The 26,609-nt window shown below is 58.5% G+C and carries 29 protein-coding genes, 1 tRNA gene and 2 pseudogenes; 12 read left to right on the plus strand and 20 right to left on the minus strand.

Going from position 1 to position 26,609, the window contains the following annotated elements:
• The first annotated feature begins 97 nt into the window (after window positions 1-97).
• The 3 genes from EAH74_RS15255 (at window position 98) to EAH74_RS15265 (ending at window position 2,263) form a co-directional block, all read left to right on the plus strand.
• The gene (locus EAH74_RS15255; RefSeq protein ID WP_076030442.1) at window positions 98-388 is read left to right on the plus strand and encodes a DUF1654 domain-containing protein; all 291 of its coding nucleotides are present in this window, start codon (window positions 98-100) and stop codon (window positions 386-388) included.
• A gap of 4 nt (window positions 389-392) precedes the next feature.
• Complete coding sequence (locus EAH74_RS15260) at window positions 393-1,082, plus strand: endonuclease (RefSeq protein ID WP_140679602.1); 690 nt, start codon at window positions 393-395, stop codon at window positions 1,080-1,082.
• 491 nt (window positions 1,083-1,573) lie between these two features.
• On the plus strand, window positions 1,574-2,263 hold the full coding sequence (locus EAH74_RS15265) for a flavodoxin family protein (RefSeq protein ID WP_140679604.1): 690 nt from the start codon (window positions 1,574-1,576) through the stop codon (window positions 2,261-2,263).
• Window positions 2,264-2,540: 277 nt separating this feature from the next.
• On the opposite strand, the pseudogene EAH74_RS15270 reads toward EAH74_RS15265, so the two are convergent.
• Both EAH74_RS15270 and EAH74_RS15275 read right to left on the minus strand, forming a co-directional pair.
• Window positions 2,541-3,271 (minus strand): annotated as a pseudogene (locus EAH74_RS15270) (siderophore-interacting protein).
• A gap of 101 nt (window positions 3,272-3,372) precedes the next feature.
• Window positions 3,373-3,738 carry an SPOR domain-containing protein gene (locus EAH74_RS15275; protein WP_140679606.1) on the minus strand — a complete coding sequence of 122 codons (366 nt, stop codon included), beginning with the start codon at window positions 3,736-3,738 and terminating at the stop codon, window positions 3,373-3,375.
• Window positions 3,739-3,988: 250 nt separating this feature from the next.
• Here EAH74_RS15275 and csrA point away from each other — a divergent pair, with 250 nt between their 5' ends.
• On the plus strand, window positions 3,989-4,183 hold the full coding sequence (csrA, locus tag EAH74_RS15280) for a carbon storage regulator CsrA (RefSeq protein ID WP_007938114.1): 195 nt from the start codon (window positions 3,989-3,991) through the stop codon (window positions 4,181-4,183).
• 179 nt (window positions 4,184-4,362) lie between these two features.
• Here csrA and EAH74_RS15285 read toward each other — a convergent pair whose 3' ends face one another.
• Window positions 4,363-4,818, minus strand: coding sequence for a DUF2214 family protein (locus EAH74_RS15285; RefSeq protein WP_140679607.1), 456 nt, complete (start codon window positions 4,816-4,818; stop codon window positions 4,363-4,365).
• A 287-nt stretch (window positions 4,819-5,105) separates the two neighbouring features.
• Between EAH74_RS15285 and EAH74_RS15290 the strand changes: the two genes are divergently transcribed.
• Window positions 5,106-5,318 carry a hypothetical protein gene (locus EAH74_RS15290; protein WP_033061943.1) on the plus strand — a complete coding sequence of 71 codons (213 nt, stop codon included), beginning with the start codon at window positions 5,106-5,108 and terminating at the stop codon, window positions 5,316-5,318.
• A gap of 122 nt (window positions 5,319-5,440) precedes the next feature.
• On the opposite strand, the gene EAH74_RS15295 is transcribed toward EAH74_RS15290, so the two are convergent.
• Window positions 5,441-5,680, minus strand: a complete 240-nt coding sequence (locus EAH74_RS15295) for a DUF6124 family protein (protein ID WP_140679608.1) — start codon at window positions 5,678-5,680, stop codon at window positions 5,441-5,443.
• Between the two features lie 24 nt (window positions 5,681-5,704).
• On the opposite strand from EAH74_RS15295, the gene EAH74_RS15300 reads away from it, so the two are divergent.
• Window positions 5,705-6,412, plus strand: coding sequence for an alpha/beta fold hydrolase (locus EAH74_RS15300; RefSeq protein ID WP_140679609.1), 708 nt, complete (start codon window positions 5,705-5,707; stop codon window positions 6,410-6,412).
• A 176-nt stretch (window positions 6,413-6,588) separates the two neighbouring features.
• A complete protein-coding gene (locus EAH74_RS15305; protein WP_140679610.1) occupies window positions 6,589-7,341 on the plus strand; it encodes a carbonic anhydrase in 753 nt (250 codons plus the stop codon).
• 66 nt (window positions 7,342-7,407) lie between these two features.
• Here the strand turns inward: EAH74_RS15305 and EAH74_RS15310 are convergent, their stop codons facing one another.
• Window positions 7,408-7,602: a hypothetical protein gene (locus tag EAH74_RS15310; RefSeq protein ID WP_140679612.1), complete on the minus strand. Its 195-nt coding sequence runs from the start codon at window positions 7,600-7,602 to the stop codon at window positions 7,408-7,410.
• Between the two features lie 34 nt (window positions 7,603-7,636).
• On the minus strand, window positions 7,637-7,837 hold the full coding sequence (locus EAH74_RS32990; protein WP_161600333.1) for a hypothetical protein: 201 nt from the start codon (window positions 7,835-7,837) through the stop codon (window positions 7,637-7,639).
• Between the two features lie 545 nt (window positions 7,838-8,382).
• Here EAH74_RS32990 and EAH74_RS33095 point away from each other — a divergent pair.
• Window positions 8,383-8,688 (plus strand): annotated as a pseudogene (locus EAH74_RS33095) (DNA methyltransferase); the annotation flags it as partial.
• A gap of 32 nt (window positions 8,689-8,720) precedes the next feature.
• On the opposite strand, the gene EAH74_RS15325 reads toward EAH74_RS33095, so the two are convergent.
• Window positions 8,721-8,975 (minus strand): hypothetical protein, encoded by a 255-nt coding sequence (locus EAH74_RS15325; protein WP_140679614.1) that lies wholly within the window; start codon window positions 8,973-8,975, stop codon window positions 8,721-8,723.
• Window positions 8,976-9,242: 267 nt separating this feature from the next.
• Between EAH74_RS15325 and EAH74_RS33355 the strand changes: the two genes are divergently transcribed.
• From EAH74_RS33355 to EAH74_RS15340, 3 genes are all read left to right on the plus strand, one after another.
• Complete coding sequence (locus tag EAH74_RS33355; protein ID WP_240050517.1) at window positions 9,243-9,491, plus strand: hypothetical protein; 249 nt, start codon at window positions 9,243-9,245, stop codon at window positions 9,489-9,491.
• A 126-nt stretch (window positions 9,492-9,617) separates the two neighbouring features.
• Window positions 9,618-9,806: a hypothetical protein gene (locus EAH74_RS15335; protein WP_140679615.1), complete on the plus strand. Its 189-nt coding sequence runs from the start codon at window positions 9,618-9,620 to the stop codon at window positions 9,804-9,806.
• Window positions 9,806-10,651 (plus strand): phage integrase Arm DNA-binding domain-containing protein, encoded by an 846-nt coding sequence (locus tag EAH74_RS15340; RefSeq protein ID WP_140679616.1) that lies wholly within the window; start codon window positions 9,806-9,808, stop codon window positions 10,649-10,651. Before EAH74_RS15335 ends, EAH74_RS15340 begins: the two co-directional genes overlap by 1 nt.
• Before the next feature lie 112 nt (window positions 10,652-10,763).
• Here EAH74_RS15340 and EAH74_RS15345 read toward each other — a convergent pair.
• Window positions 10,764-10,840, minus strand: a tRNA-Val gene (locus tag EAH74_RS15345).
• Window positions 10,841-11,023: 183 nt separating this feature from the next.
• On the opposite strand from EAH74_RS15345, the gene EAH74_RS15350 reads away from it, so the two are divergent.
• A complete protein-coding gene (locus EAH74_RS15350; protein ID WP_140679617.1) occupies window positions 11,024-12,307 on the plus strand; it encodes an NAD(P)/FAD-dependent oxidoreductase in 1,284 nt (427 codons plus the stop codon).
• 59 nt (window positions 12,308-12,366) lie between these two features.
• On the opposite strand, the gene EAH74_RS15355 is transcribed toward EAH74_RS15350, so the two are convergent.
• The 12 genes from EAH74_RS15355 to EAH74_RS15410 are packed head-to-tail and all read right to left on the minus strand — an operon-like array spanning window position 12,367 to window position 26,418.
• Entirely contained in the window at window positions 12,367-12,999 is a 633-nt protein-coding gene (locus EAH74_RS15355; RefSeq protein ID WP_140679893.1) for an RraA family protein, read from the minus strand.
• Window positions 12,990-13,772: an IucA/IucC family C-terminal-domain containing protein gene (locus tag EAH74_RS15360; protein ID WP_140679618.1), complete on the minus strand. Its 783-nt coding sequence runs from the start codon at window positions 13,770-13,772 to the stop codon at window positions 12,990-12,992. The genes EAH74_RS15355 and EAH74_RS15360 overlap by 10 nt, the downstream gene beginning before the upstream one ends.
• Window positions 13,769-14,560, minus strand: a complete 792-nt coding sequence (locus EAH74_RS15365; RefSeq protein ID WP_140679619.1) for an ABC transporter ATP-binding protein — start codon at window positions 14,558-14,560, stop codon at window positions 13,769-13,771. The genes EAH74_RS15360 and EAH74_RS15365 overlap by 4 nt, the downstream gene beginning before the upstream one ends.
• Window positions 14,561-14,572: 12 nt before the next feature.
• Complete coding sequence (locus EAH74_RS15370; protein ID WP_140679621.1) at window positions 14,573-15,604, minus strand: FecCD family ABC transporter permease; 1,032 nt, start codon at window positions 15,602-15,604, stop codon at window positions 14,573-14,575.
• Window positions 15,597-16,586 carry a FecCD family ABC transporter permease gene (locus tag EAH74_RS15375; RefSeq protein ID WP_140679622.1) on the minus strand — a complete coding sequence of 330 codons (990 nt, stop codon included), beginning with the start codon at window positions 16,584-16,586 and terminating at the stop codon, window positions 15,597-15,599. The genes EAH74_RS15370 and EAH74_RS15375 overlap by 8 nt, the downstream gene beginning before the upstream one ends.
• Window positions 16,583-17,503 carry an ABC transporter substrate-binding protein gene (locus EAH74_RS15380; protein ID WP_140679623.1) on the minus strand — a complete coding sequence of 307 codons (921 nt, stop codon included), beginning with the start codon at window positions 17,501-17,503 and terminating at the stop codon, window positions 16,583-16,585. The genes EAH74_RS15375 and EAH74_RS15380 overlap by 4 nt, the downstream gene beginning before the upstream one ends.
• Window positions 17,496-19,343: an IucA/IucC family protein gene (locus EAH74_RS15385; protein ID WP_140679624.1), complete on the minus strand. Its 1,848-nt coding sequence runs from the start codon at window positions 19,341-19,343 to the stop codon at window positions 17,496-17,498. Before EAH74_RS15385 ends, EAH74_RS15380 begins: the two co-directional genes overlap by 8 nt.
• Before the next feature lie 4 nt (window positions 19,344-19,347).
• Window positions 19,348-20,121: an HpcH/HpaI aldolase family protein gene (locus EAH74_RS15390; protein WP_170206625.1), complete on the minus strand. Its 774-nt coding sequence runs from the start codon at window positions 20,119-20,121 to the stop codon at window positions 19,348-19,350.
• Window positions 20,115-21,986 carry an IucA/IucC family protein gene (locus EAH74_RS15395; protein ID WP_140679626.1) on the minus strand — a complete coding sequence of 624 codons (1,872 nt, stop codon included), beginning with the start codon at window positions 21,984-21,986 and terminating at the stop codon, window positions 20,115-20,117. Before EAH74_RS15395 ends, EAH74_RS15390 begins: the two co-directional genes overlap by 7 nt.
• Before the next feature lie 19 nt (window positions 21,987-22,005).
• Window positions 22,006-23,433 (minus strand): DHA2 family efflux MFS transporter permease subunit, encoded by a 1,428-nt coding sequence (locus tag EAH74_RS15400; RefSeq protein WP_140679894.1) that lies wholly within the window; start codon window positions 23,431-23,433, stop codon window positions 22,006-22,008.
• Window positions 23,430-24,641 (minus strand): type III PLP-dependent enzyme, encoded by a 1,212-nt coding sequence (locus EAH74_RS15405; protein ID WP_140679627.1) that lies wholly within the window; start codon window positions 24,639-24,641, stop codon window positions 23,430-23,432. The genes EAH74_RS15400 and EAH74_RS15405 overlap by 4 nt, the downstream gene beginning before the upstream one ends.
• On the minus strand, window positions 24,634-26,418 hold the full coding sequence (locus EAH74_RS15410) for an IucA/IucC family protein (protein ID WP_140679629.1): 1,785 nt from the start codon (window positions 26,416-26,418) through the stop codon (window positions 24,634-24,636). Before EAH74_RS15410 ends, EAH74_RS15405 begins: the two co-directional genes overlap by 8 nt.
• Between the last annotated feature and the right edge of the window lie 191 nt (window positions 26,419-26,609).

Raw genomic sequence — 26,609 nt, forward strand, 5'->3', positions numbered from 1 at the left:
CCCTTCCGATATTTCGATAAAAATTTTCCCTTGGTCCTACACCAAACGGAAGAAATGTCTGTCAGAGGATTTTCTTGAATTTTAAGCAGTTGCGAAAATGCTTACAGTTAAATACTGTATGCACGTACAGCTTAATAAGGATAATTCCGTGGCCACCACCTCCGCCTCTCCTGACGCCTATGAACGCATGGGTATGCGCGTTCAAAAAATCATCAATTCCCCCACTGCTCAAAAAGCCAAAGCAGCCTTGATCTTCCGTCTACCGGACGAACCTGTGGATGAGTGGGAACAATTGCTCGAAGAAATCGACGAGAACGACAACGTCACCCTCGCCTATCGCGACGATGGCGGTGTGCAGATTTTTTGGGTTGTTCCGAAGGAAGATTGAGTCAATGAGTGTCCGCTGGTTTGCTTTGCTGTTTTTGTTCATCACCGTTGGCGCCCAGGCTGGCGCCCCACGCACCTTCAACGAAGCCAAGAAAGTTGCCTGGAAGCTCTACGCACCGCAATCCACAGAGTTCTATTGCGGGTGCAAATACACCGGCAACAAGGTCAACCTCGCAGCCTGCGGTTATGTACCGCGTAAAAACGCCAAGCGCGCTTCCCGCATCGAGTGGGAACACATTGTTCCCGCCTGGCAGATCGGCCATCAGCGTCAGTGCTGGCAAGAAGGTGGGCGCAAGAACTGCACGCGTTACGATCCGATCTACCAGAAGGCCGAAGCGGACCTGCACAACCTGGTGCCGAGCATTGGTGAAGTGAATGGCGATCGCAGCAACTTCAGTTTCGGCTGGTTGCCGGTGCAGTCGGGCCAATATGGCTCGTGCCTGACCCAGGTCGACTTCAAGGCGAAGAAGGTCATGCCCCGCCCGTCCATACGCGGCATGATCGCCCGAACGTATTTCTACATGAGCAAGCAATATGGTTTGCGCCTGTCGAAACAGGATCGACAACTGTACGAAGCCTGGAGCAAAACCTATCCCGTAGAGGCCTGGGAACGACAGCGTAACCAAAGCGTGGCGTGCGTCATGGGACGCGGCAACGAGTTTGTCGGCCCGGTCGACATGAAAGCCTGCGGTTAAGCGCACGCTGAAAACATAAAGGCCTCGGGTTTAACTTGACCACCTGATTGCATCGGTACTGATCACTCGTTTGCATTGCATTGACCAGCCATTGCATCGGACTTGACCAGCAAACTTAGTAACCATGATCGGTAGAGAGCTGCCCATTGCTGCCGGCGGCCACAAGCAGAAATCGGTCCACAGTGTGTAAGAACACAAATTGCATTCAGCATAACCCTAACAATCCCGGACGGGCCGGCTACGATAAGGGATCTGATGGAAAGGTCGTTGAGTATTGGGCTGTTCTGCTGGAAGAAGCCCCTGCGTCGACCACCGCGAATAGCAACCTGTTTTCTTGGTCTGAAAGGAAGTGACCCGCACTTGCATCGAACGCAGTTCCCACCCATTCTCGCTGGATTGGCCCCCAGTCAAGGGCGGATTTGTTGCGTCAAGCGGGGACAGAGTTACCACACCAACCCGCATCTATTGGCAGTACTAATCAGGAGAAATCAATGACTATCGTCGCAATTGTGTATTCATCCGGAAGAGGTCACACCCGGACTGTTGCGGAGCATGTCAAGCGAGGCGCAGAAGAGGTTGCGGGAACATGTGCCGAACTCATCGAGATCGTGCCCGCTCAGATCGATAGTGATGGCAGATGGCGTGACGACGCTGTCATGAGCCGGCTAGCGGCGGCTGATGCCATGGTTTTTGGTGCGCCCACCTATATGGGGTCGGCCCATGGATTGTTCAAGCTGTTCCTCGAGGCTGGTATCGTGCCGTGGCGTAGCCAGGAGTGGAAGGACAAGATCGCTGCCGGGTTCACAAACTCAGGATCGCGCTCCGGCGACAAGCTCGTAGCGCTTCAGCAGATGTCGGTCTTCGCGGCGCAAATGGGAATGATGTGGGTAAGCGCCGGGGATTTGCCCGGCGGCTGCTACACCGATGGCGGTTTCACCGACGTGAACGTCAATGGATCATGGCTAGGCTTGATGACTCAAAGCTTGAATGATGGCTCGGTGGAGAACGCTCCGCACCCAGGCGATAGGCTTAGCGCGGAGCGCTTTGGACGTAGGGTGGCGCGAGCGACGGCACGTTGGACAGTCGGTGCGGACCGGTTTCCTTCCCAGCGGATCGACGCACAAGAGAACCGGCGGCGGAATCTCGCGGGGATCGACGAATGGCGCCAATTTGACGACTGATCCCCTCCTCAATCGGTGGGATCAGATATCAGATAAATGGCACAGATCGAGAAAGTCCGCTTTGCCGTAGTGGAGGCACTGCCCTCGGGGAGAAATCCATCTCCCTGAGCGCGGCAAAGCGCCGTCTCCCTCAATCGTGATCCTCGGCCCATTTACCCGAGCAATGGGCACTCGCCTTCCACATCCGACGTCGTGGACCCCGAGCGCATCGGAGTGCTCTGAAGATCTATTTATATACGGTTATCTCAACCGCATTCAATCGAGCCGGCGTTCGTTTCTACCCGCCCGCTTTGTTGTAGCGCCAGTAGCCCATCAGGTTGAGTGACTCCTTGGCAATGCCGCATTCCTTGATCAAGTATTTGCGCAGCCTCCAGTCGCGGTGGCGTGATCTCGAATCAGCCACTCCACCGCAAGTCCGGGCCCGTCAGGAACCGGCAATGCATCGTCCACACTGTCTACTTCAAAAAACGCCTGGATTAACGGTGGTACGGCAAGCGCTGCCAGCTCATCCAGAATGCCGAGCGCCGCGGGCAAGGCCGTGGCATCGGTGACCATTAACAGATGCTTGAGCTGTTGAGGTGGCTTCCACTCGAAACCGCCCGCGTCTTGCGCCGAAAACTGGCTATCAGGTGCGAAGATCTGGATCGGCTCACCCGCCGCTGCATGAATTGCCCAACGGGATGCGAGTCCGGTTTCGCCGTGCAACACGAAGTCGATATCCACTTCGCCCTGCTCGGCACGCAAATGTCGGATGGTGTAAGTGCGCATTGCCGGGCGCTGGGCAACCGGTATCGAGCGGTAACGTGCATACCAGCCATCGCCATGAGCGAGCCTGGCAGGCGAACCTTCTACAGCCGGAAAGAATAGCTTCACGCGCTGGTTGGGTGCCCTGGTCGCCATTTCGGTAACCATCGGACCGGCCAGAGTGACGCGCATCAAATGAGGACTCAGCGCCTTTTTGTGCCGCAGGACTGCGTCGAATATTTTGTAAGGGGTGGCGGAGGCCATGGGGGAACTCCTACTGGGAATCGACAGTGACTACGTCTAGAAACGAGTCAATGTGGATCCCCTTTAAGGCGTTCCGTCGAACGCAGCCTGGAAAAGGACTGCTACTGGGCTACTGGATGATCGACAACCAACAATTCGATGTTCTGTTTCTTCGCCCGGGTGAGCGCCGCACGCACTTCTGTCTGTTTGGCCTCGGCCTCGGCTTTCGAACTGAATGGCCCGAGCAGAATCCGGGTCTTTCCATTTTCCTTGACGATATTGGAAACGAAACTGTGCTCAATCAGCCAGCCGCTCAAATCGCTGACCGCCTGAGGTGTTTCGCCTCGAACTTCGAGATCCCATTGTGGCGCGGATACCACCGAAGGTGCAGCCGCGACTGCCGCTTGTGGCTTTTGTGCCTCAATACTCTTGCCCTCACCGCATCCCGCCAGCGCCAGTACCGCGATTACTAAGACGATTTTGCGCACAACGCTTCCCTCAGAATGCTTAAAGCGGCGATTTTAGCATCCATGAATACTTCCCGAGTGCCGCAAAATGGGCTCAAAACAACGAGAATGATGGTTGCGGCCTCTGTATAGTTACGCCTTGGGAATTAATGCAGCATCTGCGCGTCAGAAAGAGGCACCCAAACCGTGAGACTTCGCACTAATCTATACATACCACCGACCTCTGCACTGTCCGAATCAGGTGCCCTACAAAGCAATCAAGGAGAAGACCATGCTGATACTCACCCGCAAAGTCGGTGAAAGCATAAATATTGGTGATGACATTACGATCACCATTCTGGGCGTTAGCGGCCAGCAAGTCAGAATTGGCATCAATGCCCCGAAAGACGTTGCGGTTCATCGCGAAGAAATCTATCAGCGCATTCAGGCTGGCCTCACCGCTCCAGACAAACCGCAGACTCCCTGAATCCTGTTGCAGTCAGTAGCCAGCCCGTTCGTTACAGCGCAATGGCTGGCTAGAGATTCATGCTCGGCATTTTGCTGAGCACTCGCCTCCTCCCCCCATTACGTGAAGCCGATGCTACCGGCCCGGCCACGCCGTGGCTGTCAGACTATTCGCTTTAACCCCGACGAATCACGCCGTTGTTAGCCGAAGGTCACACCGCGCGCCATGCCGGTGGCCGCAATCACCATCAACATCAACAACAACGCTTCGATATGGCTGATGCGTGCAAACAGCCTGGCTCGGCCCTGGTCAATCGAAGCGCCCCTGCCCAAGGCGATCCGCCACTTGATCAAGGTGATCATTGGTGCCACTTCAAGCAGCAGAATGATCACGAACAGCGTCATCTTCAGATGGAACAACGGCTGATGAAGGTAATAGTCGGTGCCTTTTTCGTACCCACCGAAGGCTCGCATCAAACCTGTGATCAGCAAAATACCCGCACAGATGCCCCATACGTTATCGGCAACCAGAACGCTGCGAACCTGCGCCGTACCGGCGGCCAGGCGGCTTAATGCCGTCCCTCGGGTGAGCACCGCCCAGAGGCCCAAAGCAACAGCCAAGAGGTGGATCGCCGCAAGAAACCAGTGAAACAGCATAGGGATGCTCCTGACAGGGATAAGGAAATGGGCTTGTCAGTAGTAGTCCAAAATCTGGAAATCTGCCTTCCAGGCATCCGCAGACTGAGGGCGATTTTTTCGAAGCATGATTGCTTGCTCAGGCGGTAACTGATGAGGCGTGGGTGCTGGAAGGATGATTTTGCTTATTGGTCGATTTGAGTAACAGGCCGTGACATGACTGGCGAACAGCCAGCTATCTACCTATCATGCCGCCCACTGGCCCTTGCGCAAGGAGCCAGAGGATAATCATTCAAAAGGGAATAGACGTGAAAGAGTTCGTAATTGGCGTAAACAACGTAGTTCTGTACGTCGCACTGGCCGTAATCTGGATCGCCGCAGTGGTCATGATTTTCGTTCAGGGCTTCTGGTCCGGGGCAGGCGTTTTCATTACCGGCACCCTGACGTGGTGCATCATCTCCGGCTTCTGGTTTGTACAGTCGGCGACTTATGAAGAACTGAAGAAATTGAACGCCAGGTAAGATTGATTTTAGTTGGTTGGACCTACCTCGCAGGTCCGACGTTGTTGAGATGAACCACGCCAGTAGTGATTCATGCTCTTCATGTAACGAGGGGGCAATCCCCTCGTTACAGTGCCCGGCGACTACCCAGGCTTGTGGTTATCCAGTACGCGATTGACCGCTAACTCACCCATCATGATCACCTGTTGCAGCACCAGCATCGTCTTGCGCTGCAGGCCTTCCATTAGGCCGGCGATAGCACTGGCCATAACGCTGGCCGGCGCCAACGATTCGCAGGCAAGGACGAGCAACGTTTCGTCATCCACCGCTGGGTCGATGATGAAAATGGTGCCGGGCTTTCGGGGCGGTATCGACGGCAGAATGGTCGCTCACCAAGGACGGAACACATGAATCGATTAACTCCCACACTCGTCCTGCTACCTGGAATGGATGGAACAGGTGAATTGTTCGCAGCCTTTGCAGCCATCATGGAGCGCGAATTCGATACGCTAATCATCACCTATCCCCCCAATATTCCGCTGAGCTACACAGCGCTGGAGTCACTGGTTCGAGAGTCTCTGCCATCCGACCGCCCATTCGTACTGCTGGGTGAATCCTTCTCGGGACCGATCGCTATTTCTCTGAGCGCCAGGCAACTCCCCCAGCAGGTGGGACTCGTGCTATGCAGCACATTCGCACGCAACCCAAGGCCGATATTCAGGCACTTGAGTTTTTTGCTAGGCGCACTGCCGTTCAGCCTTGTGCCTGTCGGATGGATCAGCAAATTATTACTCGGCCGGTTTTCCACGAGAGCCCTGCGTGTAGCGCTACGTCAGGCCATCCCTCAAGTGAGCCCTTCGGTAATGCGTTCACGACTACGATCGGTTCTTGCCGTTGACGTATCCGCCAAGCTCGCCCAAGTCAGCGTACCGACTATTTATCTTCGCGCTAAGCACGATTCGGTGGTTCCCGGGACAGCGTCTGCGCTGGTCTCTTCAATGAAGCGTGACACACGAATCATTGAAATCGAAGCACCGCACTGCCTGCTTCAGGTTGCGCCTGAAGAGGCGGCCGGACACATCCGGGAGTTTTTGAGAACGCTTGAAGGCATTTGAGGTTCTCGGTGTTAAAGGCGACCAAACCCACGCCCCCCGCCTTGCCTGGCAGCAAACCCTGAGCAACATAATGTTACATCCCGTCTAGACTCCAACCACAAGTGCCGAAGGTCCCTGGAAGCACTTGCCCTCCAACAGCAAGTCATTCCCATCAACCGACCTGAGTACACAAGATCATGTGTAAATCATGTGATTCAAACCCTGTTCAAAACGCGAGTGGTCGTCGTAGATTTCTTCAGTTTGCCGGACTAGGGGCAGGCGCTCTGCTACTTGCCGGTGCACTGCCCGACAAATTCGTTCAGGCTGCCGAGAAAACCGCTGCTGCGCCAAAACCACAAAACTCCATCAGTCCTGACATGGCACTTCAAAGGCTTATGGAGGGAAATGAACGGTATGTTTCCGGCAACTCCAAGACACATGACTTCAAGTCAGAGCGGGAAGCCTTGGTCTCAGGCCAGAACCCGTTCGTGTCGGTACTAGGTTGCTCTGACTCCCGTATCGCCCCTGAGTATGCTTTTGATACTGCTCGAGGCGATCTTTTCGCCATACGCGTCGCGGGCAATTTCGTTACCGATGAGGGGTTGGCAAGCCTTGAATACTCTGTCGCGGTGCTCGGCGCACCACTGATCCTCGTACTGGGGCATGAGAGCTGCGGCGCCATTAGTGCAGGTATAAAGGCAGTAAAAGATCACACTGTATTCCCTGGCCACATCCCGAAATTGACTGACGCACTTAAACCTTCTATCGAGAAAGTGCTCAATAACCCCGGAAGCCTTATCGACAACGCTACAGCGCAGAATGTCAAAGATTCGGTTAACCGCCTCAAAAATGCCTCTCCACTGCTGACAGATGCGCTCAGCAAGGGCACGTTGAAGATAGTGGGAGGCGTCTATCGCCTTGCTAGTGGCAAAGTAGACTTGATTGCCTGACTTAGTAACGCTGCATCAATGCCGAAATCCGGATGTGAAGAGCCCAGCGCGATGGCTGGGCTCTGGTTATTTTCTGTTTTCCATCATCTTGTCGGCGAGAGCTTTGGCCCTTTCAATCAACAGGTTCTGCCTGTCTTCATGAGTAGCCCCTCCTACAACCGGTGCCGTCAGATTGCTTTCCGCAATCAACGCAGCGCAGAAGTATTGATCCCAAACAGCTCTGCCCTCAGATACCTGATTGTTCGTTTGGCCGGCGATCATATGCGGCTCCTTTTAATGAGGTAGCACCGCTATCTTACGCCTGAATCACTGGCAACCCGCGCCGCTGAAGACAAGCGCATTCAGTCGCCTCTATCGTCACGATCACGATCACGATCACGGCCGTGATTGCGTTCATACCCCTGATCATCGTCACGACGATCATATCTGCGGTCATCCCTTCGATCATCGTCATAACCTCGGTCGTATCCACGACGGTAATCATGACCTCGATCACGATCTCGACCGTACCTTTCTCCGTCGTCCCAGTGAGGCCCACAGCCTCCCAGCAGGAGAGAGCCTGAAATGGCCATGAACATTATTACTGCACGCTTCATTTGAACGTCCTGAATGCAAAGGTCAGCGATATGACCGTGAGGCCGCTCAATGATTCACAGGTCAGATACAGCAAACCAAATCCAAAGCCTGAATTAACAACGTGCTGATCGGCAAGGAGGCACCAGTAAGCGCGGTTCGCTTCGGCGGGAACGCCTATCACGTCATCGAGCGGGCCACCGGCAAAGTGAAGACACGACGAAAAGAAGGTCGATTATCTGGAGGGTGGGCGCCGAGTTGGCGTTTTGAGGTGGGAGTTTTGCAAATCGCAGTGTCTAGTCCTGAAACCGGTGTAAACCTATTTCAGGACGGGACAGCAACATGAAGGCTGTGGCCAGGAAATCGAACGGTGTCGGATGGGGCCATGGTTCAGACGATAAAGAACGATGCCGGGGACGCATCAAGGACAACGAGTCGATGAACTCAGCCCTTGCGGTGATGCCAAGTGAGCGGAACAACCGCAGCGTTTGGACCGTGGCAACCCACAGCTTCAAAGGTGCCCACTTCGCCACCTTCCCACCCGACCTGATCCGTCCATGTGTTTTGGCCGGGGCTCCGCGGGGCGGTATTGTGCTGGACCCTTTCGGCGGTGCCGGTACCACGGCGGTGGTCGCCATGCAGGAAGGCCGAAAGTCAGTCCTCTGCGAACTAAACCCGCACTATGCCGCCATGGCTGAACGCCGAATTGCAGCGGCCTGGCTCGACGGCGCGGCACAGATGGACGTTTTTCACGACTCTGCGCCAGCCGCCTGACCCACCCTAACCTATTGCGCTGAGTACTGTTTTCAAGCCGAAAGATCAGGCCCAAGAGTCAAATCGATGTCTAGCCTCGCCAATGCTTTACCGCGGGCTAACGCCTCATTGAAGCTGTTGTACTTGGCATTTTCACGGATTGCTTCAACCTGCCTTTCTTCGATCTCAACAGCGATTCTAAGTCCTGTTGGCACAGAATCACTGTCGCTATCCCATTCGAAATCAATCTTCGCTTTAACGCCTCGATGCTCATAGACAACTGGGTACGGCCTATCCACTAACACCATTTCGATCTCCTTGATCCGGCTCCATGCCGGGCCGAACACAAATACCTCACTTCAACGAATCATGCCAGCCGGCGAGGCAGGCGTCTGCCTGGAGACAACCTATGCAAGCAGTCATCTATGCGGGCCTGCGTAACGGAGCCCGAGATCAACAAATCCACGATGCACTCATCTACAAGCACGTTGCAGAAGTTGCGGAGGAATTCAAACTCTCGCCGAACACCGTCCGAGCGGCCGCTAAACGAATTGAAAAGGTTGGAGCGGTCGACCGTGACGAAGTTGGTCATCACCGGCGCGGCGCGACTCGACGCGATCACCGTGTTCCTCGAGGACTTCGGCCGCCGCGACTGCCCGACCGAATCCAATCCGAACTACCAGACCGCCCAGGGCAAGATCACCATCAACTGCTGGGACAACAGCTGGAATGCCTACTGGGGCGGCATGGGGCCTCGCACCGTCGCGGAGTTCGTCGCCGATTGCGGTTGGGACTACGTTCTGAACTGCTTGGATTCGGGATGAGTTCCACCGTCTTCAGCGGTGACGCGCTCCCTACCCTAGCCAAGAAGTGCATCGTCCAGCGCCGGCGGCAACAGACCGGGCGCCACGACTGGGAGCTGGGCGAGCTGAGCAAGGGTGCCACGCCTCATGGAGGCAGGCGAGTATCGGAAGCTGCGCTACGCCGGCGGCAAGCTGAGTCTGCAGCAGTTGAAAAAATGGATTGAGGAAGGCGAAGTGATCGGAGAGGTAAAAGGCGGGATGTATTTCGTGGATCTACAGGCAGCCGTGATTGGATCGAACGATCCGTTGCTCGCCAAGATGATGGAGGTGCGCTGATGGCTCCCCCGCGCGCCAGGACAGTGAAGAACCGGGACCTGCCAGCGAACCTGTACCCGAACGGGAAGTACTGGCAGTACAAGAACCCGATCACCGGCAAGAAGACCAGCATCAACAAGCCGATGGCCGAGGCCATCAAACTGGCCAACGCCGCCAACGCCAAGCTGCTTCCGTTGCTGGCTGACGATGGTTCGTTGCTGGCCATGCTCACCGGTGACGCCGCACCGAAGTTCAGCGGTTGCCTGGAGCGTTTCGAAAAGGAATGGCTGACCACCAAGACCTACGCCGCGAGCACCATGAAGGAAATCAAATTCAAGTTGGCCCGGTACCGCGAGGACCTTGGCGACCTGATGATGGGGCAGCTGAATGTGCTGACAATCGCCGAGTATCTGGATGGTTTCGAGAACAACGCCTACACCAAGCATCGAGGGCTGCTGGTCCAAGTGTTCGCGTTCACGGTGGCCAAGGGCCTGTGCGATCGCAACTCCGCCGAACTGACCCTGGTCAAGAAAGAGGCCGAGAAGAAGCGCCAGCGGCACACCGTCGAAGGTCTGAACAAGATATTGGAATACGTGGGGACACCAATCTGGCTCAGGCGAGCAATACGTTTGGGTCTGCTGAGTCTTCAGCGGCGGGAAGATATCGTGATGTGGCCGAAATCGGCCGTGGACCTCGAGCAGAACACCATCAAGGTGTCACCCGGGAAGACGCAGAACTACGGAAAGCCCGTGCACTTGGAGATTGTCATGGGTCATGCCGACGTGAAGATGACTGAGCATTACCAGGCTGGTCACGGCGATGACGCTGTGGTTTACATGAAGGTGAAAGCCGATTTAACGCTTTGATGGTGGTTCGTTTTTCCAAATCGTTTCCAACGTTTTTCCAAACAGCACCCAACAAAAAAGGGCCCACCTTTCGGTGAGCCCTTCTAGACCGCCCAGCAGAGCGGATTTTGTTTGGTAGGCGCGATTGGACTCGAACCAACGACCCCCACCATGTCAAGGTGGTGCTCTAACCAACTGAGCTACGTGCCTGCTGTGAGGCGGCATTCTACGGAATTCCGGAGGGGTGTCAACACCTTTTTTCGAGCTAACTCTATGAATATGCAAAATATTTAATTTTGCGGCTGCAAAGAAGATTTTGCGGTGGCTGGCGGTCGATTTTTATCTCGGGTAGGATCGAGGCACTCGTAAAATATATTAAACAGAGGCTGCAGGATGGCGAACACCCCCTACCCGGAATCCTATTACGCAGCATCGGCCAATGCGGTTCCGCCGCGCCCGGCCTTGCAGGATGACGTAGAGACTGATGTCTGTGTGATCGGTGCCGGTTACACCGGTCTGTCCTCTGCCCTGTTTCTGCTGGAAAACGGTTTCCGGGTCACGATGCTTGAAGCGGCGAAGGTAGGTTTTGGTGCGTCGGGCCGGAACGGTGGCCAGATCGTTAACAGTTATAGTCGCGACATCGATGTGATCGAGCGCAGTGTCGGCCCCAAGCAGGCTCAATTGCTGGGGCAGATGGCGTTCGAAGGTGGGCGGATCATTCGTGAGCGGGTTGCCAAATATAATATCCAGTGCGACTTGAAGGACGGTGGTGTATTCGCCGCCATTACCGCCAAGCAGATGGGCCACCTGGAATCCCAGAAGCGTCTGTGGGAGCGGTTCGGTCACACGCAGCTTGAACTGATGGATCAGCGTCGCATCCGTGAAGTAGTCGCTTGCGACCAGTACATCGGCGGCATGCTCGACATGAGCGGTGGGCACATTCATCCGCTGAATCTGGTGTTGGGCGAAGCGGCAGCGGTCGAGTCGCTGGGCGGCACCATTTACGAGCAATCGCCGGCAGTGCGCATCGAGCGCGGCGCGAATCCCGTGGTGCATACGCCTCAGGGCAAGGTCAGGGCCAAGTTCATCATCGTTGCGGGTAACGCGTATCTCGGCAATCTGGTGCCGGAACTGGCCGCCAAATCGATGCCCTGCGGGACTCAGGTGATCACAACTGAACCCTTGGGTGAAGCATTGGCCAAGAGCCTGTTGCCGCAGGATTACTGCGTCGAGGACTGCAATTACCTGCTCGACTACTACCGTTTGACCGGCGACAAGCGCCTGGTCTTCGGCGGTGGCGTGGTGTATGGCGCGCGGGATCCGGCGAACATCGAGGCGATTATTCGGCCGAAGATGCTCAAAGCCTTCCCGCAGCTCAAGGACGTGAAGATCGATTACGCCTGGACCGGCAATTTCCTGCTGACCTTGTCGCGTCTTCCTCAGGTCGGACGCCTGGGCGACAACATCTACTATTCCCAGGGTTGCAGCGGCCATGGCGTGACCTATACGCACCTGGCGGGCAAGGTGCTGGCCGAAGCGTTGCGTGGCCAGGCTGAGCGTTTCGACGCGTTCGCCGACCTGCCCCACTACCCGTTCCCCGGCGGACAACTGCTGCGTACACCATTCGCTGCGTTGGGCGCCTGGTATTACGGACTGCGAGACAAACTCGGCTTCTGACCGATAGACGAAAAAAGGGGCAACTGCACAGTTGCCCCTTTTCATTTCAGCTCGGGAAGTCAGCTCTTTCGCTGATTGAGCCTCTGCAAGAATTCGGCCCTGCGCTGTTGGTCCATTTCCTCTTTGGCCAAGAGCTCGGGAAGCAGCTCGGCCGCACGCAGGGCATCGAGGATGTAGACACCGTCATCATCACCGATAGCCAAGTCCCCCGGTTGCACCCGAACCCCGCCCACATTGATCGACCGATTGACCTCCCCACGGGCGCCAATGCCGCGAGTCGTGTACGCACTGACGTCCCGGCAAAAGATCGGCAACCCATGGCGACGCAATGCACTGACATCCGTGACCGCACCCGACACCACCACGCCGGCCAACCCCTTGATCAACCCGGCCAGGGTGCGCAGTTCGCCCCAGCAGCCACACTCCTCGTCGCCCACACATTCGATCACCAGCACGTCGCCCGGCTCACTCAGCAACAGCGCTTCACGCAAAATGCTGCCATCCGGCGGGAAGACTTTGACGGTGACGACAGTGCCGACCATGCGGATGTCGTTGAACAGCGGCTTGATCCCCCGCAGGAAACCCCGATCAGAAAAATGGCCGATGGTTGACGAAGGGATCGACCGGTAGGCGTTGAGCAACTCCGGGGTGACGAGCTGCTGGCGAGGGTTGATCTGATAACTCATCGGCATTTCCCCGGACGCAGCAGTGGGCAGGTCGAACAATACTCAGCGGGCTCAGTCGCCAGGTAATAGAAGCAGCAGGTTCGTCGAAAGCGAATGCTGCGCTGCCCCTCGTCGACCAGTGTCGGCGGACGACGGAAATGGCTCAACGGGTTGTAATCGAGGCCGAACAGCGCAGGTTCTGCCTGGGTCAGCAACCACCTGAAGTCCGCTTCATGGCGCTCGCGTACCGACGGCTCGTCGATTTTTGCCATGCGCTTTTCATACAACGAATACACGCGTACGGCGGAGTTTTCCCACAAGATGCGCCGTGAAACACCACTCACACGGTTGAAGGTTTGCCACAGCGGCTTCAACAGCCCGGCAAACAGTGACTGCACCAGGGTTTCCCGCCAGGCCTCGCGCTCACCTGCGCCGTACGTCAGCGGCTGGGAATGAGCCAGCGGCATCGAAGACGTCCACAGCCCGTCATCATGGCCGTACTCGATCACCGTGTTGTCCAGCGACAGCAGCAGTCCTTTGTCGTACACCGACATGGCATACAAACAGGCGCCGGTGGCCAGGAACGACAGGCGCTTGCCCAGCAGAGAGGCGGTGATCGCCCGCGACGGCGAGCCAATGACCGGGCTCAATGCGTCCAGCAAACGCTCGCACACATCTTCCTGCAACAGGTCACGCGCCATCAGTGAGCGTAATGGATCACGCTCGGCGCTGTCCTTCAACCGCAACCCAGCGCCCAGCACGTTCCACTCTTGCGCGGTGAAGTGGTGAGCCAGAGTCATTGCGGCAATTCCCGACCAAACGGGATGCACATCGGCGTACCAAAAAACGGATCAGGAATAATCCGGCAGTTGAGGTCGAACACGGTTTTGACCAGCGCCTGAGTCAAGACGTCCTCCGGCCGGCCTTGGGCAAATGCCGTACGTTCATGTACCGCCACCATATGATCCGCATAACGACAGGCCAGGTTGAGGTCGTGAAGCACCATGATGATGGTTTTGTTCTCGAGCCGGTTGAGGTCGCGCAGCAGGTCCAGCACTTCAATCTGGTGAGCCAGGTCGAGGAAGGTCGTCGGCTCGTCCAGCAACACAATGCCGGTGTCCTGGGCCAGGGTCATGGCGATCCACGCACGCTGGCGCTGCCCGCCGGACAAAGCATCCACCGGCCGATCCGCCAGCGCCTGCAGACTGGTCTGCGACAGCGCGCGATTGACCATGGTTTCATCCTCGGCCGACCACTGTTGCATCCAGCTCTGATAAGGGTATCGGCCCAGGGCCACGAGTTGGCGAACGGTAATGCCCTCCGGCGCCGTCGGTGTCTGGGGCAGGATGGCCAACTCACGCGCCACCGCTGCCGTGGATTTTTGCTGGATATCCACACCATTGAGAATCACCGAGCCTTGCTGCGGTTTCAGCAGTCGGGCGAAGGATTTGAGCAAGGTACTTTTACCGCAGCCGTTACTGCCAATCAGCACCGAGATCTTGCCCTTGGGCAGTTGCATGTCCAGCGCGTCAATAATCACCTGGCGCTGATAACTCAGGGTCAGGCCGCGACTTGCAATCGACGTCATACGTTGAATTCCTTAATGACGCTGTTTAATCAATAAATAGAGAAAAAAGGGTGTGCCCAGCACCGCGACAAAGATCCCGGCCGGCAAATCCAGGGGCAAAAACAGCGTGCGCCCGACCAGGTCCGCCAGCATCACCAGATTTGCGCCAATCAGGGCTGCCATCACGGCCTGCCCAGCGAAACCAGGGGCCACCAGGCGTTTGGCAATATGCGGCGCAATCAGCCCGACAAACGCGATCGCCCCACCCCAGGCAATGGCCGCACCGGCCAACGCTACACTCACCAGCAACAAACCGGCCCGCAGCCATTGCACGCGCACGCCGATGCCCTGGGCCAGGTTGTCATCCAACTGTTGCACCATCACCTGACGGGCCAGCAGCACCAGCAATGGGAAAATCCCCAACAACCAGCCAGCCAGCGCCAGCGGTTCAGGCCAACTGGCGCCGTACACGCTGCCGGTCAGCCAGACGTAGGCCGACAGAGTGGTGGTCAGCGGACTGAACACCAGAATGAAGGTGGTCGCCGCCGTCAACATCGCCGAGACGCCCACACCGATCAGCACCAGCCGCAGCGGTGAGGCCCCCTGCTTCCAGGCCAGCAGATAAATGGCCAGTGTCGCCAGACCCGCACCGAGCATTGCGGCCAAGGGCAGAAACTGTTGACCCAACGTCGCGGACAAAAACGACAGGTAAAGCACGGCGGCGGCGCTGGCACCGCTGGTGATGCCCAGCAGGTCCGGCGATGCCAGCGGGTTGCGAATGATGCTTTGCAGGATCAGCCCGGACACCGACAAAGCAGCCCCCACCAGCGCCGCCAGCACAATGCGTGGAAAACGCAGTTGCTCGACGATCAACGTCAGGCTGGCGTCCTGGCTGGAAAACAGGATTCGCATCACCTCGAGGGGCGAAAGGATGACTTTCCCCAGCGATAACGAGCCGAGCATCACCAGCACCGTCAGCACCAGCGCCGCCGCCAACCGCCACCATGTGGAGAGGTTGACCCGCCGGGAATACCCGCCTCGGCGCCAGGTCACCACCCTATCCATAACGACCTCCACGCCGGGCCAACATGATGAAAAACGGTGCGCCGAACAGCGCCGTCATCACCCCCACCGGCACCTCCTGAGGCAGGATCAATACCCGCGACAGCGTATCGGCCAACAGCAGCAGAATGGCGCCGAGCAGCGCACAACCGGGCAGCAACCAGCGATGGTCGATGGACAACCCCTTGCGCACCATGTGCGGCACCAGAAGACCGATAAAACCAATGCTGCCGGCCAACGCCACCGCGCTGCCCGCGAGACAGATCACCAGCGCGCTCATCAGCAGCCGGATCAGGCCGGTTCGCTGCCCCAGCCCCGTAGCAATTTCTTCCCCGGTGTTCAGCACATTGAGCTGCCCGGCCAGCAACAGCGCCCCCGACAACCCGAACACATCAGTCAGCAACAAGGGTGCGGCGCTCGACAGGTTGCGTTCGGACAACGAACCGGCCAGCCAGAACAGCACCGTGTCCAGGCCATCCTGATTCACCACCAGCAGCGCCTGGCTGAAGGCGGAGAACAACGCGGCGATCGCCGCACCCGCCAGCACGATGCGCAACGGGCTGAGACTGCCTTGCCCCATGTTGCCGATCAGCCACACCAGACAACCCGCCACGGCAGCACCAATGAATGCCGACCACAGCCAGGCATCCGGGGATGACAGCGAGAAGATCGAGGAAAACAGGATGATAAAAAAAGTCGCTCCGGCATTGATCCCGAACAATCCGGGTGACGCCAACGGATTGCGCGTCAGCGCCTGCATCAAGGCGCCCGCGACCGCCAGGCTGGCGCCTACGGAAATCGCCATCAGGGTGCGCGACAGACGCGTGGTGGTCACCAGCACATGACTGATGCTCAACGGGTCGGGATCGACAAACGCCGCGGCAATCTGTGGCAGTGGAATCCAGGTGGCACCGACCGCCAGGCTCAACACGCAGCACAGCAGCAACACGACACCCGCGCTGCACAGCTTTACTCCCGGGCTCATGAGATCACCTGCGCGGCGGCCACACGGGCAACATCGTCGAGCATCAGGTTCGCTCCCAACATCCCGCCCGACAGACTCCATGCGACGCCATCGACCTGCCACACCTGCCCTTGCCGCGGGGCACGCATCTGCTTCCACAGCGGGTGTTGCACCAGGCTCTCGTAGTTGCGCTGCACCGCCGCGTTCTGCGCGCGCAGGAACACAAAAAAGATGTCGGCATTCACCACCGCAAGGCTCTCCTTGCTGGTGAGTTTGATCGATACCCCGCTCGCCTCCCGGCTGCTGTCACTCCAGTTGAATCCCAGCTCGGTGAGCACAGACCCCGGGAAACTCGCTGGCAGGTAACTGCGGATATGGTCTTCGCGGATGTCCAGAATCGACACCGTCGGAGGCCAGCGTCCGGCAAATGTCTGCCGCAGTTGCTGACACAGTTGTGCCACGCGCTGCTGCCATCGGTTCAGAATCTCGTCGGCCCTCTGTTGCTGGTGTAATGCAGCGCCCATCAGCGCGAGGGTCTTTTTGAACTCAAACACTTCCTCCAGCATCAGCACCGGGGCGATCTGCTTGAGTAACGGTGCAATACGTTCGTGGCGAAAGCGCGAGGCAACGATCAAGTCCGGCTTGAGCAGTGCAATGTCTTCAAGGCTGGGCTGGGTTTCCAACCCGACATGGGGTACAGCGCCCAGAGCTGCGCGCAAATAACTATAGGTCGGTTTTTCGCTCCAGGAATCAACCACGCCACACGGGGTCACGCCCAACACCACGGCGCAGTCGGTGGCGCCCTGAAACAGGGTGATCACCCGCAACGGCGCGGCGCCGGTCTCGGCCCACGCCGGCGCAGAAAACCTGAGGGCGAGCGCCCCCAGGGACAGGCGCAACAGCGTGCGCCTGGAGGGTTCACGTCGCGGTTCAGGCATTACGATCGAGCCTGTGAAACGGGTTGACCACCTGCCCTTTGCCAAACGGCATGCTGCCAGGGCCGCCCGCGCGTTCGATCATCGGGGTGAGCAGCAATTTCTGCGGCCAATGTGGCGCTTCGAACAACTGGTGCTTGATCATGATCCGCGCCTCGGCGTCAAACTCGAGGGTGTCGATCAACTCGTTGAGCACTTCGCCCATCGCCGTCCACAACCCGGTCGCCGGCAATGCATAGACCTCAGCCAGCGTATCGATGATGGCGCGGAGGTTGACCTGAATGCCCAGGGTCTGCAACCAGAACAGCAGGTCTTCAGGGCGATCGTGGTACAGCGTGTTGGCGTGCCCCTTCTTCAAGCGGTAAGCCGGATCAGCCAGACCGTTGCGTTCCAGCCACGGCACGAAGATGCGCAACGAATCGTGATCGCGCAGCAGCAGACCCTGGGCGTAACCGGCCTTCCACACCAGCACCGCATTCTGCCCGTGAATTTCCCCCAGCATGCCGATGCGGAACATCCGCAGGTTGATATCGAAGAAGCTGTGGCACAGCTCGCGGAACAGCGTCATCACCGACGCGGCGTTGGCCGGCAGTTGACGGTAGCCCATCCAGTCATCGAAGAAGTGCTGATTGCTGCCCGGCAGCGGTGTGCCCAATGCAGCCATGGGCACCAGTCGAGTGTCCGAATCTTCCAGCAGCGCCGACGGATAGCCGCGAACCATGGCCGACAGGTGACGCGGCGCTTCGTCGAACAGCGTTGCGTCTGGCGGCATGAATGCCCACCACTTGGTTTCGTCGCACAGGTGCAGGGACCGTTGCAGTGTTTCATCCTTGCTCAGTGCTTGACGCAGCAGCGCCTCGCTCAAGCCGCCATTGATCATTTTTACTGCGGGCAAATAACGCGACGCGCCCAGTGAATAGATCGCCATCGGCAACTTGAGGTAATCGGCGCTGTTGAAGCACGGGGTCATCGAGCGCAATGACGAGGTGGCGAAAAAATCACCGTCGGTGAAGTCCAGTCGATGGCAATCCCCCTTGGTGAAAGCGTCGCCGAGCTGTGCCTCCAGCACGTGTTCGAACTGCCACGGGTGCACCGGCAGCGCGATGTGGCTCTGGGCAATGCCCCGCTGCTGCAGCTCTTGTTGCAAGTTGGCCTGCAACAGCGGCGGCAACAGGTAGTGGGCGGGATAACTCTGTGCCAGGTCCGTCACACCGTCGCCGCATTGCAGCAACGTGCGATCGACCGCAACCCAATTGAGCGCCACCGGACGAGCAAACTCCGCCTGATACTGCTGATATTCCGCGTCGTCCAAACCCTGCTTGGCTTTGGCCAGCGGATGGTAGGGACGATCTCGCAGCGAAGCCCACTGTTCCATCGTCAGGAAAAAGTCCGCGTTGCTCTTTTCCAGCAAGCGTTCGCTGTCAACCCGATGGGCCAGGGACAACTCGGTTTGCCGAACGCTGGTGCGCAGCACATCCAGAAACAGGGCGAAGCCTTTTTCATTGTCCGGGTAGCGATCGGTCATGCCTGCCAACACCTGGGTCGTAAATGCCTCGGGTGATAGCGCGGTCAGCTGCTCATTCTGTCGCGCCCAAACCGGCGTGCCCGGAACTTTTTCCCATTGCTGGGTAATACCGGGACGCAGGGCAATGACGATGCAGCCTTGGGGATCGCTGGGCCATTCCCAGATCCGTTGTTTGGCGCTCAACCCGGTAAACGGCTGATCGGCCGATGACGAGGGCGCTACCAGATTCAGCGGCTCGGTACCGAAAAAATGTTCGGCCAACAAACAATCGACCAGATCCTGCATCACCTTGTCGGCGGCCATTGTGGTGAAGTTCATCCGATTATTTTCCTTCTGCTGAAGTGGCGGCCAATTTGGCCTGGAGGGCACGAAAAGCGATGCCACGCTCGTCACCCAAAACAAAGCTTTTTACGCCGCGAGCCAACCATCGTTCGTGGTCGCCCGGCTGACGTGGAATCGCGCAATACGGCACGCCCGCGGCGCTGGCTGCCTGCCAACTGGCGAGCAGCGCTTGCTGCACCTCGGGCCGGTCAATCTGCCAGGGCAGGCCCATCGATTGCGACAAGTCGGCGGCCCCTTCGAGGATCATGTCGAGGCCGGGCACAGCGGCAATTTCTGCCGCCCGCCGCACACCTTCGGCACTTTCGATCATCGCCACGACCATGATTTGCTCGTTGGCCAGCGCGACGTACTCCCCCAGGCTGTGTTTGCCAAACGCACCGGGGCGACCGGCATTCAGGCTGCGGGTGCCCTGCGGGTGGTATTTGCAGGCACGAATGCTTTCAGCCAAAGGCTCTGGGCCTTCGATCATCGGCAAGACAATGCCCTGGGCGCCACCATCGAGCAGGCGCAGCAGGGTTTTCGGATTGAGGTCGGCCACCCGCACCAGCGGGGTCAGCGCGTAACTCTCGGCGGTGCGGATCATGTTCTCCACGGTCTCGGGATTGATCAGCACGTGTTCCATATCGATGATCACAAAATCAAAACCCGCCTCGGCAATCAGTTCGATGGCCGCTGGCGACGGAATCGAGCTGATCAGGCCGTAGACCCGCTCACCTGTTCTGAGCTTCTGCTTGAGCAAATTGGTCCTCAGCATGATTGCGGCCGGAACGCGTGCAGCGGATTCGGCACCGATTTGAAACGACGTTCGCCGTCGCCCAGCAGGCGGCGCTTGGTCAGCTCTTCCACTTCATAGAACGGCGCAAAAACATCAAACGCCGCATAACGCGGACGGTGTTGCGGATGCTCGGCCTGGTAAGCAGTGATGACCTCGGCAGTCATCTGCCAGAACCCGGCTTCTTCCAGTTGGTAATGCTGATGCAGGAAGATCGCCATCTCGGCCAGGGCGATGAAAAAGAACGAATCACAGGAAAAATCCCGGACCGCATCCACGTCGTCGGTGAGGATGAACGAGTTGCGATTGAGCTTGGCGTGGCTGGCGGGCAGCGGCACCAGGGTCGGGCATAGCTCGGGGCGCCCCAAGTGCTGCGGTGAATAGCGCACGCCGTCATGGAAGTCTTTCAGGGCGATACGTTGCGGCCAGCCCTGCTTCACGATCAGGACGATGTTCTGCCCATGGGATTCCATGCCGATGCCTTCGGCGTACAGCATGTGAATGATCGGCGACACTGCCACCTGCAACAGTTGGCGCGTCCAGGCGTGTAGGCCGTACTGAGCAATCCACGCATCGATAAACGGGGTCTGTGCACCGCTGCCGTAGCGATTGTCCACGGAACTCAGACCATTGAAAGGCACCGCCTGCTCGTCGTCTTGCAGGTACTGGTGAATGCTCTCGCGCCACAGGGTGCCCATCGTGCCATAGGCCTGGGACATCCGCGTGGCGGGCAGTTGATCGTAGTCAAAGCTGACGCCAACCACTTCGCCGAGAATCACAAAGCCAAGGTCGCGGGCGGTGCTGTCGCTGCCGATCAACTGCTGCAACCAGTCGGTGATGATCGGGCCGTTCATCACCGTATGCCGGGCCAGAATTCGCGTGCTGGAGGTGTTGGTCATGCTCAGCGCGAGCTTGACGTAAGGCCGCTTTTTCTCAGTGACGTTGGCCAGGGTGCGGATCGACTGCTGCGCCTGATAACGGTCATCGGTAGTGCCCAGATAGATCACCTCACCGCTGACCAGTTCTGGGTAGAACACGGGAACAATGACGTTTTCCCACTGCCACGGGTGCACCGGCATCAGCCAGTAATCGCCCATCGCCTTGCCTTGGTCGGTAAGGCTCTCAACCAGGTGCTGCCAGCGCTGAAGTCCGAATTCCGTCTGGATAAACCCGTTGTAATCCAGGTGCTGCGAGATATTCATCGCCCCGCAGGACTTGGCCACGGCCAGCCAGACAATCGCGATGGGCGCGGCAAATTCCGGCCCGTAACGGGCGTTGTCCTTGAGCGAGAAACCGATGCGCGATTTGTAGCAAGGGTGATAGCTGTGGGCGTCCATGAAGTGCTGTTCCAGCGCATCGACATCCAGTTGATGGGTTGGCTTGGCCGCTTCGTAACCCTGACTGCGCGATTGCAGATCCTTGAGCAGGGTCTGCTCCAGTTCATGAGTGAAGCGTGGCAGGTGCGGGCTGTCCTGAAGTTCGCTCAACAGCTCTGCCAGTGCTTGATGAAGGTGCGGCCGGTGGCGCGCGCCCAACGCGTCAACGCGTTCGAGACTGGCATAGTCGAGGCGGATCAACTCGAAGCTTTCGCTGAGCAATCCGCTGCAGTGGTACTCCACCGGTTGTTGCTGCGCATCGACGCCGCTGACGACAAAATGGTATTGGCCGCCATCGAGGGGCGAATGGCGATACAGCAGGACGTTTTCATACAACAGCGTTTGCAGCAGTTGGCCCACCACGCGCTGCTCCACTTGCTGATAGTGGCGGGGATCGGCCGTCGCCAGCCAGACGCCTGGCGCTGAATCCGCAGCCTGAGGTGTTGCCTGTGAAGAAGTCGCCATAGTCATAACCTTGTCCATGAAAGAATTAACGGTGTTCGAGGGCTGAGGGCAATGCCTCGGCCGGCTCGTCGGATGCGTGAACGGGAAAACGCCAGGCACAGGGCAATGCCAGCAGGATGAGGATGCCGGTGGCCAAGAAGACCTCGCTGATGGCCCCCGGAGTTGCCACCGAAACAACGCCGTTCGCTGTCTCGGCGGTCAGGCGAAACTCCAGCCAGAGCGAGGCAATCACAATGGCCAGTGACGAGACGAGACGACGGGAAATGTTGTTCATCGCCGCGCCCTGGGTGACCATCGGTTCAGGCAGCGCATCGAGCCCTGCGGTGGTGATGGGGATGTAGGACAGGCCCAGCCCGGCGCCGCGGACCATCATCAGGAAGAACACCACACCGATTGAAGCGCCAGCCCCCAGCATGCCCAATCCCAGCGTGGCGCCCCCGGTCAGCAGCAGCCCCCAGAGCACCACGCCACGCGGGCCGTGACGGTCCAGCCACTTGCCGCCGAGATGCCCGAACAGGCTGGCGAACATCGCCGTGCACAGCAGCGACAGGCCGGTCCAGATAGCGCTGAAGCCCATCACTACTTGCACCAGCAGCGGCAGCAGGACCAGGCATTCGAACATGCCGACCGACTGCACCACGGCGATGATCACGCTCAAGCGATAACCGCGCAGGGCAAAGATGCGCAGGTTAAGCAGCGGCGCGGTTCGGTTCAGTTCCAGTCGTACAAACGCGACCAGACACAGAATGGCCGCCAGCAGCATGCCGAGGTTGAGCGGATCAGTGAGGGCTTCGGCATGGCGCAAGCGGCCAACGGCAATCATCAGCAGACCGATGCCCGTCGCGATCAACAGGTAACCCGCCAGGTCGAAAGGTTTGCGTTCCGATGCTTCAGAAGCCGGCAGCACGCCGATGCCAAGGATCAGCGCCAGCAGGCCAATCGGCACATTCATCAGGAACAGCGAGCGCCAACTGAACCACTCCAGCATCAGGCTGCCGCACAAGGGCCCCAATGCCGGCGCCAGCATGACCGCCGCGCCCCACAGGCCGGTGACCCTGCCCCGCTCGCCCTTGGCGTACACCGAAAAAATGATCGCCAGCGACAGCGGAATCATCAGTCCGCTGGCGATCCCTTGCACCACGCGCGCGGCAATCACCAGCGCGATGGAGTTGGCCAACGCCCCCAGCAGCGATCCGCAGACAAACAACGCCACGCCCCACAAATAGAGAGATTTGCGCCCCATTCGCTGGCTGAGAAAACTGGTGAGGGGCATGGTCATGCCCATGCTCACCATGAACGCAGCCACAATCCAGGTGGCCAACAGCGGGCCGATTTCAAAGGCTTCCATAAACGCCGGCAACGCCGGGTTCAGGGAGCTGTTGTTCAGGCTGACCGTCAGCGTGCCCAACAACACATTGACCACCACCAACCAGCGCGGCACGGCAAACGTCAATCCCACGGGGCGACTCCGGCTTCTTGCACAAACACCTGCGGCGGTCGCGGATGACAGAGGAAATCGGCGTGGGAGATGTTGTAGCCATAGGCACCCGCCAGGGGCAGCACCAGCATGTCGCCGATCTCCACTTCCGTGAGCGGGCAATCGCGGCTCAGCACATCCTTGGGCGTACAGAGTTGTCCCACGACGGTCCACTTCTGTTGTGGCGCCGTTGGCGTTACGCGATGCCGGGGCAGATGAATGACCGGGTGATCATGGCCCTGGGCAACCGGCAAACGGAACTGATGAGTGCCGCCCCGACAGACCAGGAAATGCTTGCCGTGACTGGTTTTCCTGTCCAGCACTTCAATGGCGTAATAGCCGCAGAAGGCGCTGATGAAACGACCGGGCTCAAAGCGCACGATAGGCGCATCGGCACACGCTGCAAGGCTCTGCCCCAAATGCGCACACAAGCGCTGCCAATCGAATTGCTGCGGCCCGAGGTAATTGACGCCGATGCCACCGCCCATATTGAGGTGGGTGATCGCCGTAGGATCGGCCGACAATGCTTTCCATTGCGGCCAGCGCTGCAGGTACAGATCAAGCAACTGTTCATGGCGTTCCACCAGCGACTGATGGGACATCGCATGCACATGGAAACCCTTGAGCCGCAGGTGGCTGGCGTTATCGACCCAGCTGACCGCCTGAGCCAGTTCCGACTCATCGATCCCGAATGGCGTGGCCGTACCGGCCATCGCCAGTTTGCTGGAGAGCGGCGACGGCAGTTCGGGGTTGATCCGCAGCAAGACGTCTTGCACGCGCCCCGCTTCCAGTGCCAGCCGTTGCAGACGGACGATTTCATTCAGACTTTCGATGTGAATCGCCGCGACCTGGTGTTGCAGCGCCGAGCGCAGATCGGAGTCCAGTTTGCCGGGACCGGAGAAGATGAATGGCTTGCGCGTCGGGCAGGCCTGGAGACGATCGATCTCGCCGCCGGAGGAAATCTCGAACCCGTGCACCAATGGCGCGACGGCGGCCAGGATTTGCGGTTCGCTGTTGGCCTTGATCGCGTAGTAAAGCTCCACGCCTTCGGGCAGCGCTGCCATCACTTGCGTCACGTGCTGTTTCAGCGCGTCCAGGTCATAGATGAACAGCGCCAGCGGATCTTCTTGTTGTGTACGGACTTCGTCGATCGCGGCCACAACCGTTGCGGGCAGCTTATCCATGCTTGGCCTCCTTGCCCCACGGGGACACCAGACTGACGTAGCTGGCCTGGCGATCAGCCTTGGCTGCCAGGCGGACTTTCAGGTTGGTTTTGCAGGCAATCGGCTGGCCGGCGATCAGTGCGTCCAACTCCGGCGCAGCGCGGGTCAATTCGGCGCGGATGCTGATCAATTGCTGCTCCACCCGTTGCCACATCAGCGGCGCCAGGTGCGGACGCTCCCAGCTCAAGGCCAGTACCGCCTCGGACAAGTTGTTGACGAACAGGCAATAGACGATGCGATTCCAGCCCTGCTGGCGGGAATAGAGCAGCGACTCACGCACCCGAGGATGGACGTCTGCGTCGATCCGGGAAGCACCCAGTTCATCGGTCAGTTTGACCCCTTCGAAATCCCGCAGCAGCAAGCGTTGTGGACGACCGTTGTCATGCACCAGCACGCTGTTCTGCAAGTGCGGTTCCATCACGATGCCGTGATTGAAGAACAACGCCAGCACCGGCCGTAGCAGCAGCGCCTGATAATCGTCGAACCAGCTCAACAGCTGTTGGTCGTCGATGTCATTGCCGTTGAACCGGCTCAGGAACTCATGCACCAATGGCGGCAAATGCAGGCCACGAGCGAACAACGTACCGGCCATGATGCTGCAGTCGGTGCCGGTGTCGAGGCAGAAGTTCTCCCGCAGGATCGCCCCGGTCTGCTCGCGGAACCAGTGGTTATCGGCTTCGCTGGCCTGTTGCGGTGCCCAGCTCAGATTGCCCGGTTCGGCCACCACCGAGAGCCCGCCAAGGGTTTCGGGTTGGGTCAATTGGAGGTTACGAAAGACTCGGTCGATCATCAGTGCGCTTTCCAGTTCGTACCAGGCGTTTTTCCTGACGCAGTTGGTGATGCGCACGTTCAGCGAGCCTTTGATGAAGAACTCATGGCCCTCGATGTACCAGGTACGGATGGACGCCGTGGGGTTGGCCATCAGCCCTGTGGCGCCAAGATCGACGATGGCCGCGGATTTCAACAAACGCTGAACCCGACCATCCTGCATGAACAGCTGGGCCTGTACCGGATGCATGCAAATAACCGCATGCCCTGGCCGCGCCTGCGCTTGATCGGCAAAACCGGCCAGCACTTGGGCTTTGCTCAGGCCGTTGGCCCCGACGCTCAATCCTTCCAGCGGCACCTCGAACAGGTGCAACGGCGTACGGGCCTGGAATTCCGGGGCGTAGGTTTCCTGGGCCAGATGAGCTGGCCACAGGCGCGCCTTGGGTGCCGGGTGGTTCGGATGACCGAACCACAAGCCCTGCTCACTGGCGAGATAACCGCTGAGCGGTGCCGGGTGCTGGCCGTCCATGTTGTGGCCGACGATGGCGGCGGTCAGCAACTGGCTTTGCAATACCTGATCCAGCAACTCGTCGTTGCTGGCGCGGGTCATGTGTTCGCACGCCGCGAGCAACTGCTCGACGAACTCGGTAAACCTCAGGCACGACCAGTCGCCCTCGCCACGCCGCGCATAGACGTCCGACAGGTAACGGTGACTGCCCAGACCATCACGGCGGTCCACCATCACAAAGAACTGCTGCTGGTTGGGCAGGCTGACGGTCAGGGGAATGCCCTTCCATTCCAGCCCCTCGAGGTAACTGCCCGGGGCGATACCTTGCATCTGCGTCGGCCAACTGTAACTGAGGCAGTTTTCCGGCAAGGCGAACTCTTTGATCAAACAATTAAGCAACGCGCGCGTCGTCGCCAACTCACTGACCATATTCGATAAAACACTGCGATCTGGATGATTCATGGGTGCTCCACAGTAGCCCGCGAGGCCACTGGACACGTTATATGGCGAAAAAATTAGTTGCTGATCGACCTGTTTAACTGCCGACGAAACCCCACGTAACGACATCACTTCACTGAACCTTTTTTAAACAATCAGACGGCCAACAAAGTTACTTGCAGCAACCTCATCAAACTGCAATTCGGCGGATTGCT

This window comes from Pseudomonas mandelii (assembly GCF_006438925.1).
GTDB lineage: Bacteria > Pseudomonadota > Gammaproteobacteria > Pseudomonadales > Pseudomonadaceae > Aquipseudomonas > Aquipseudomonas mandelii_C.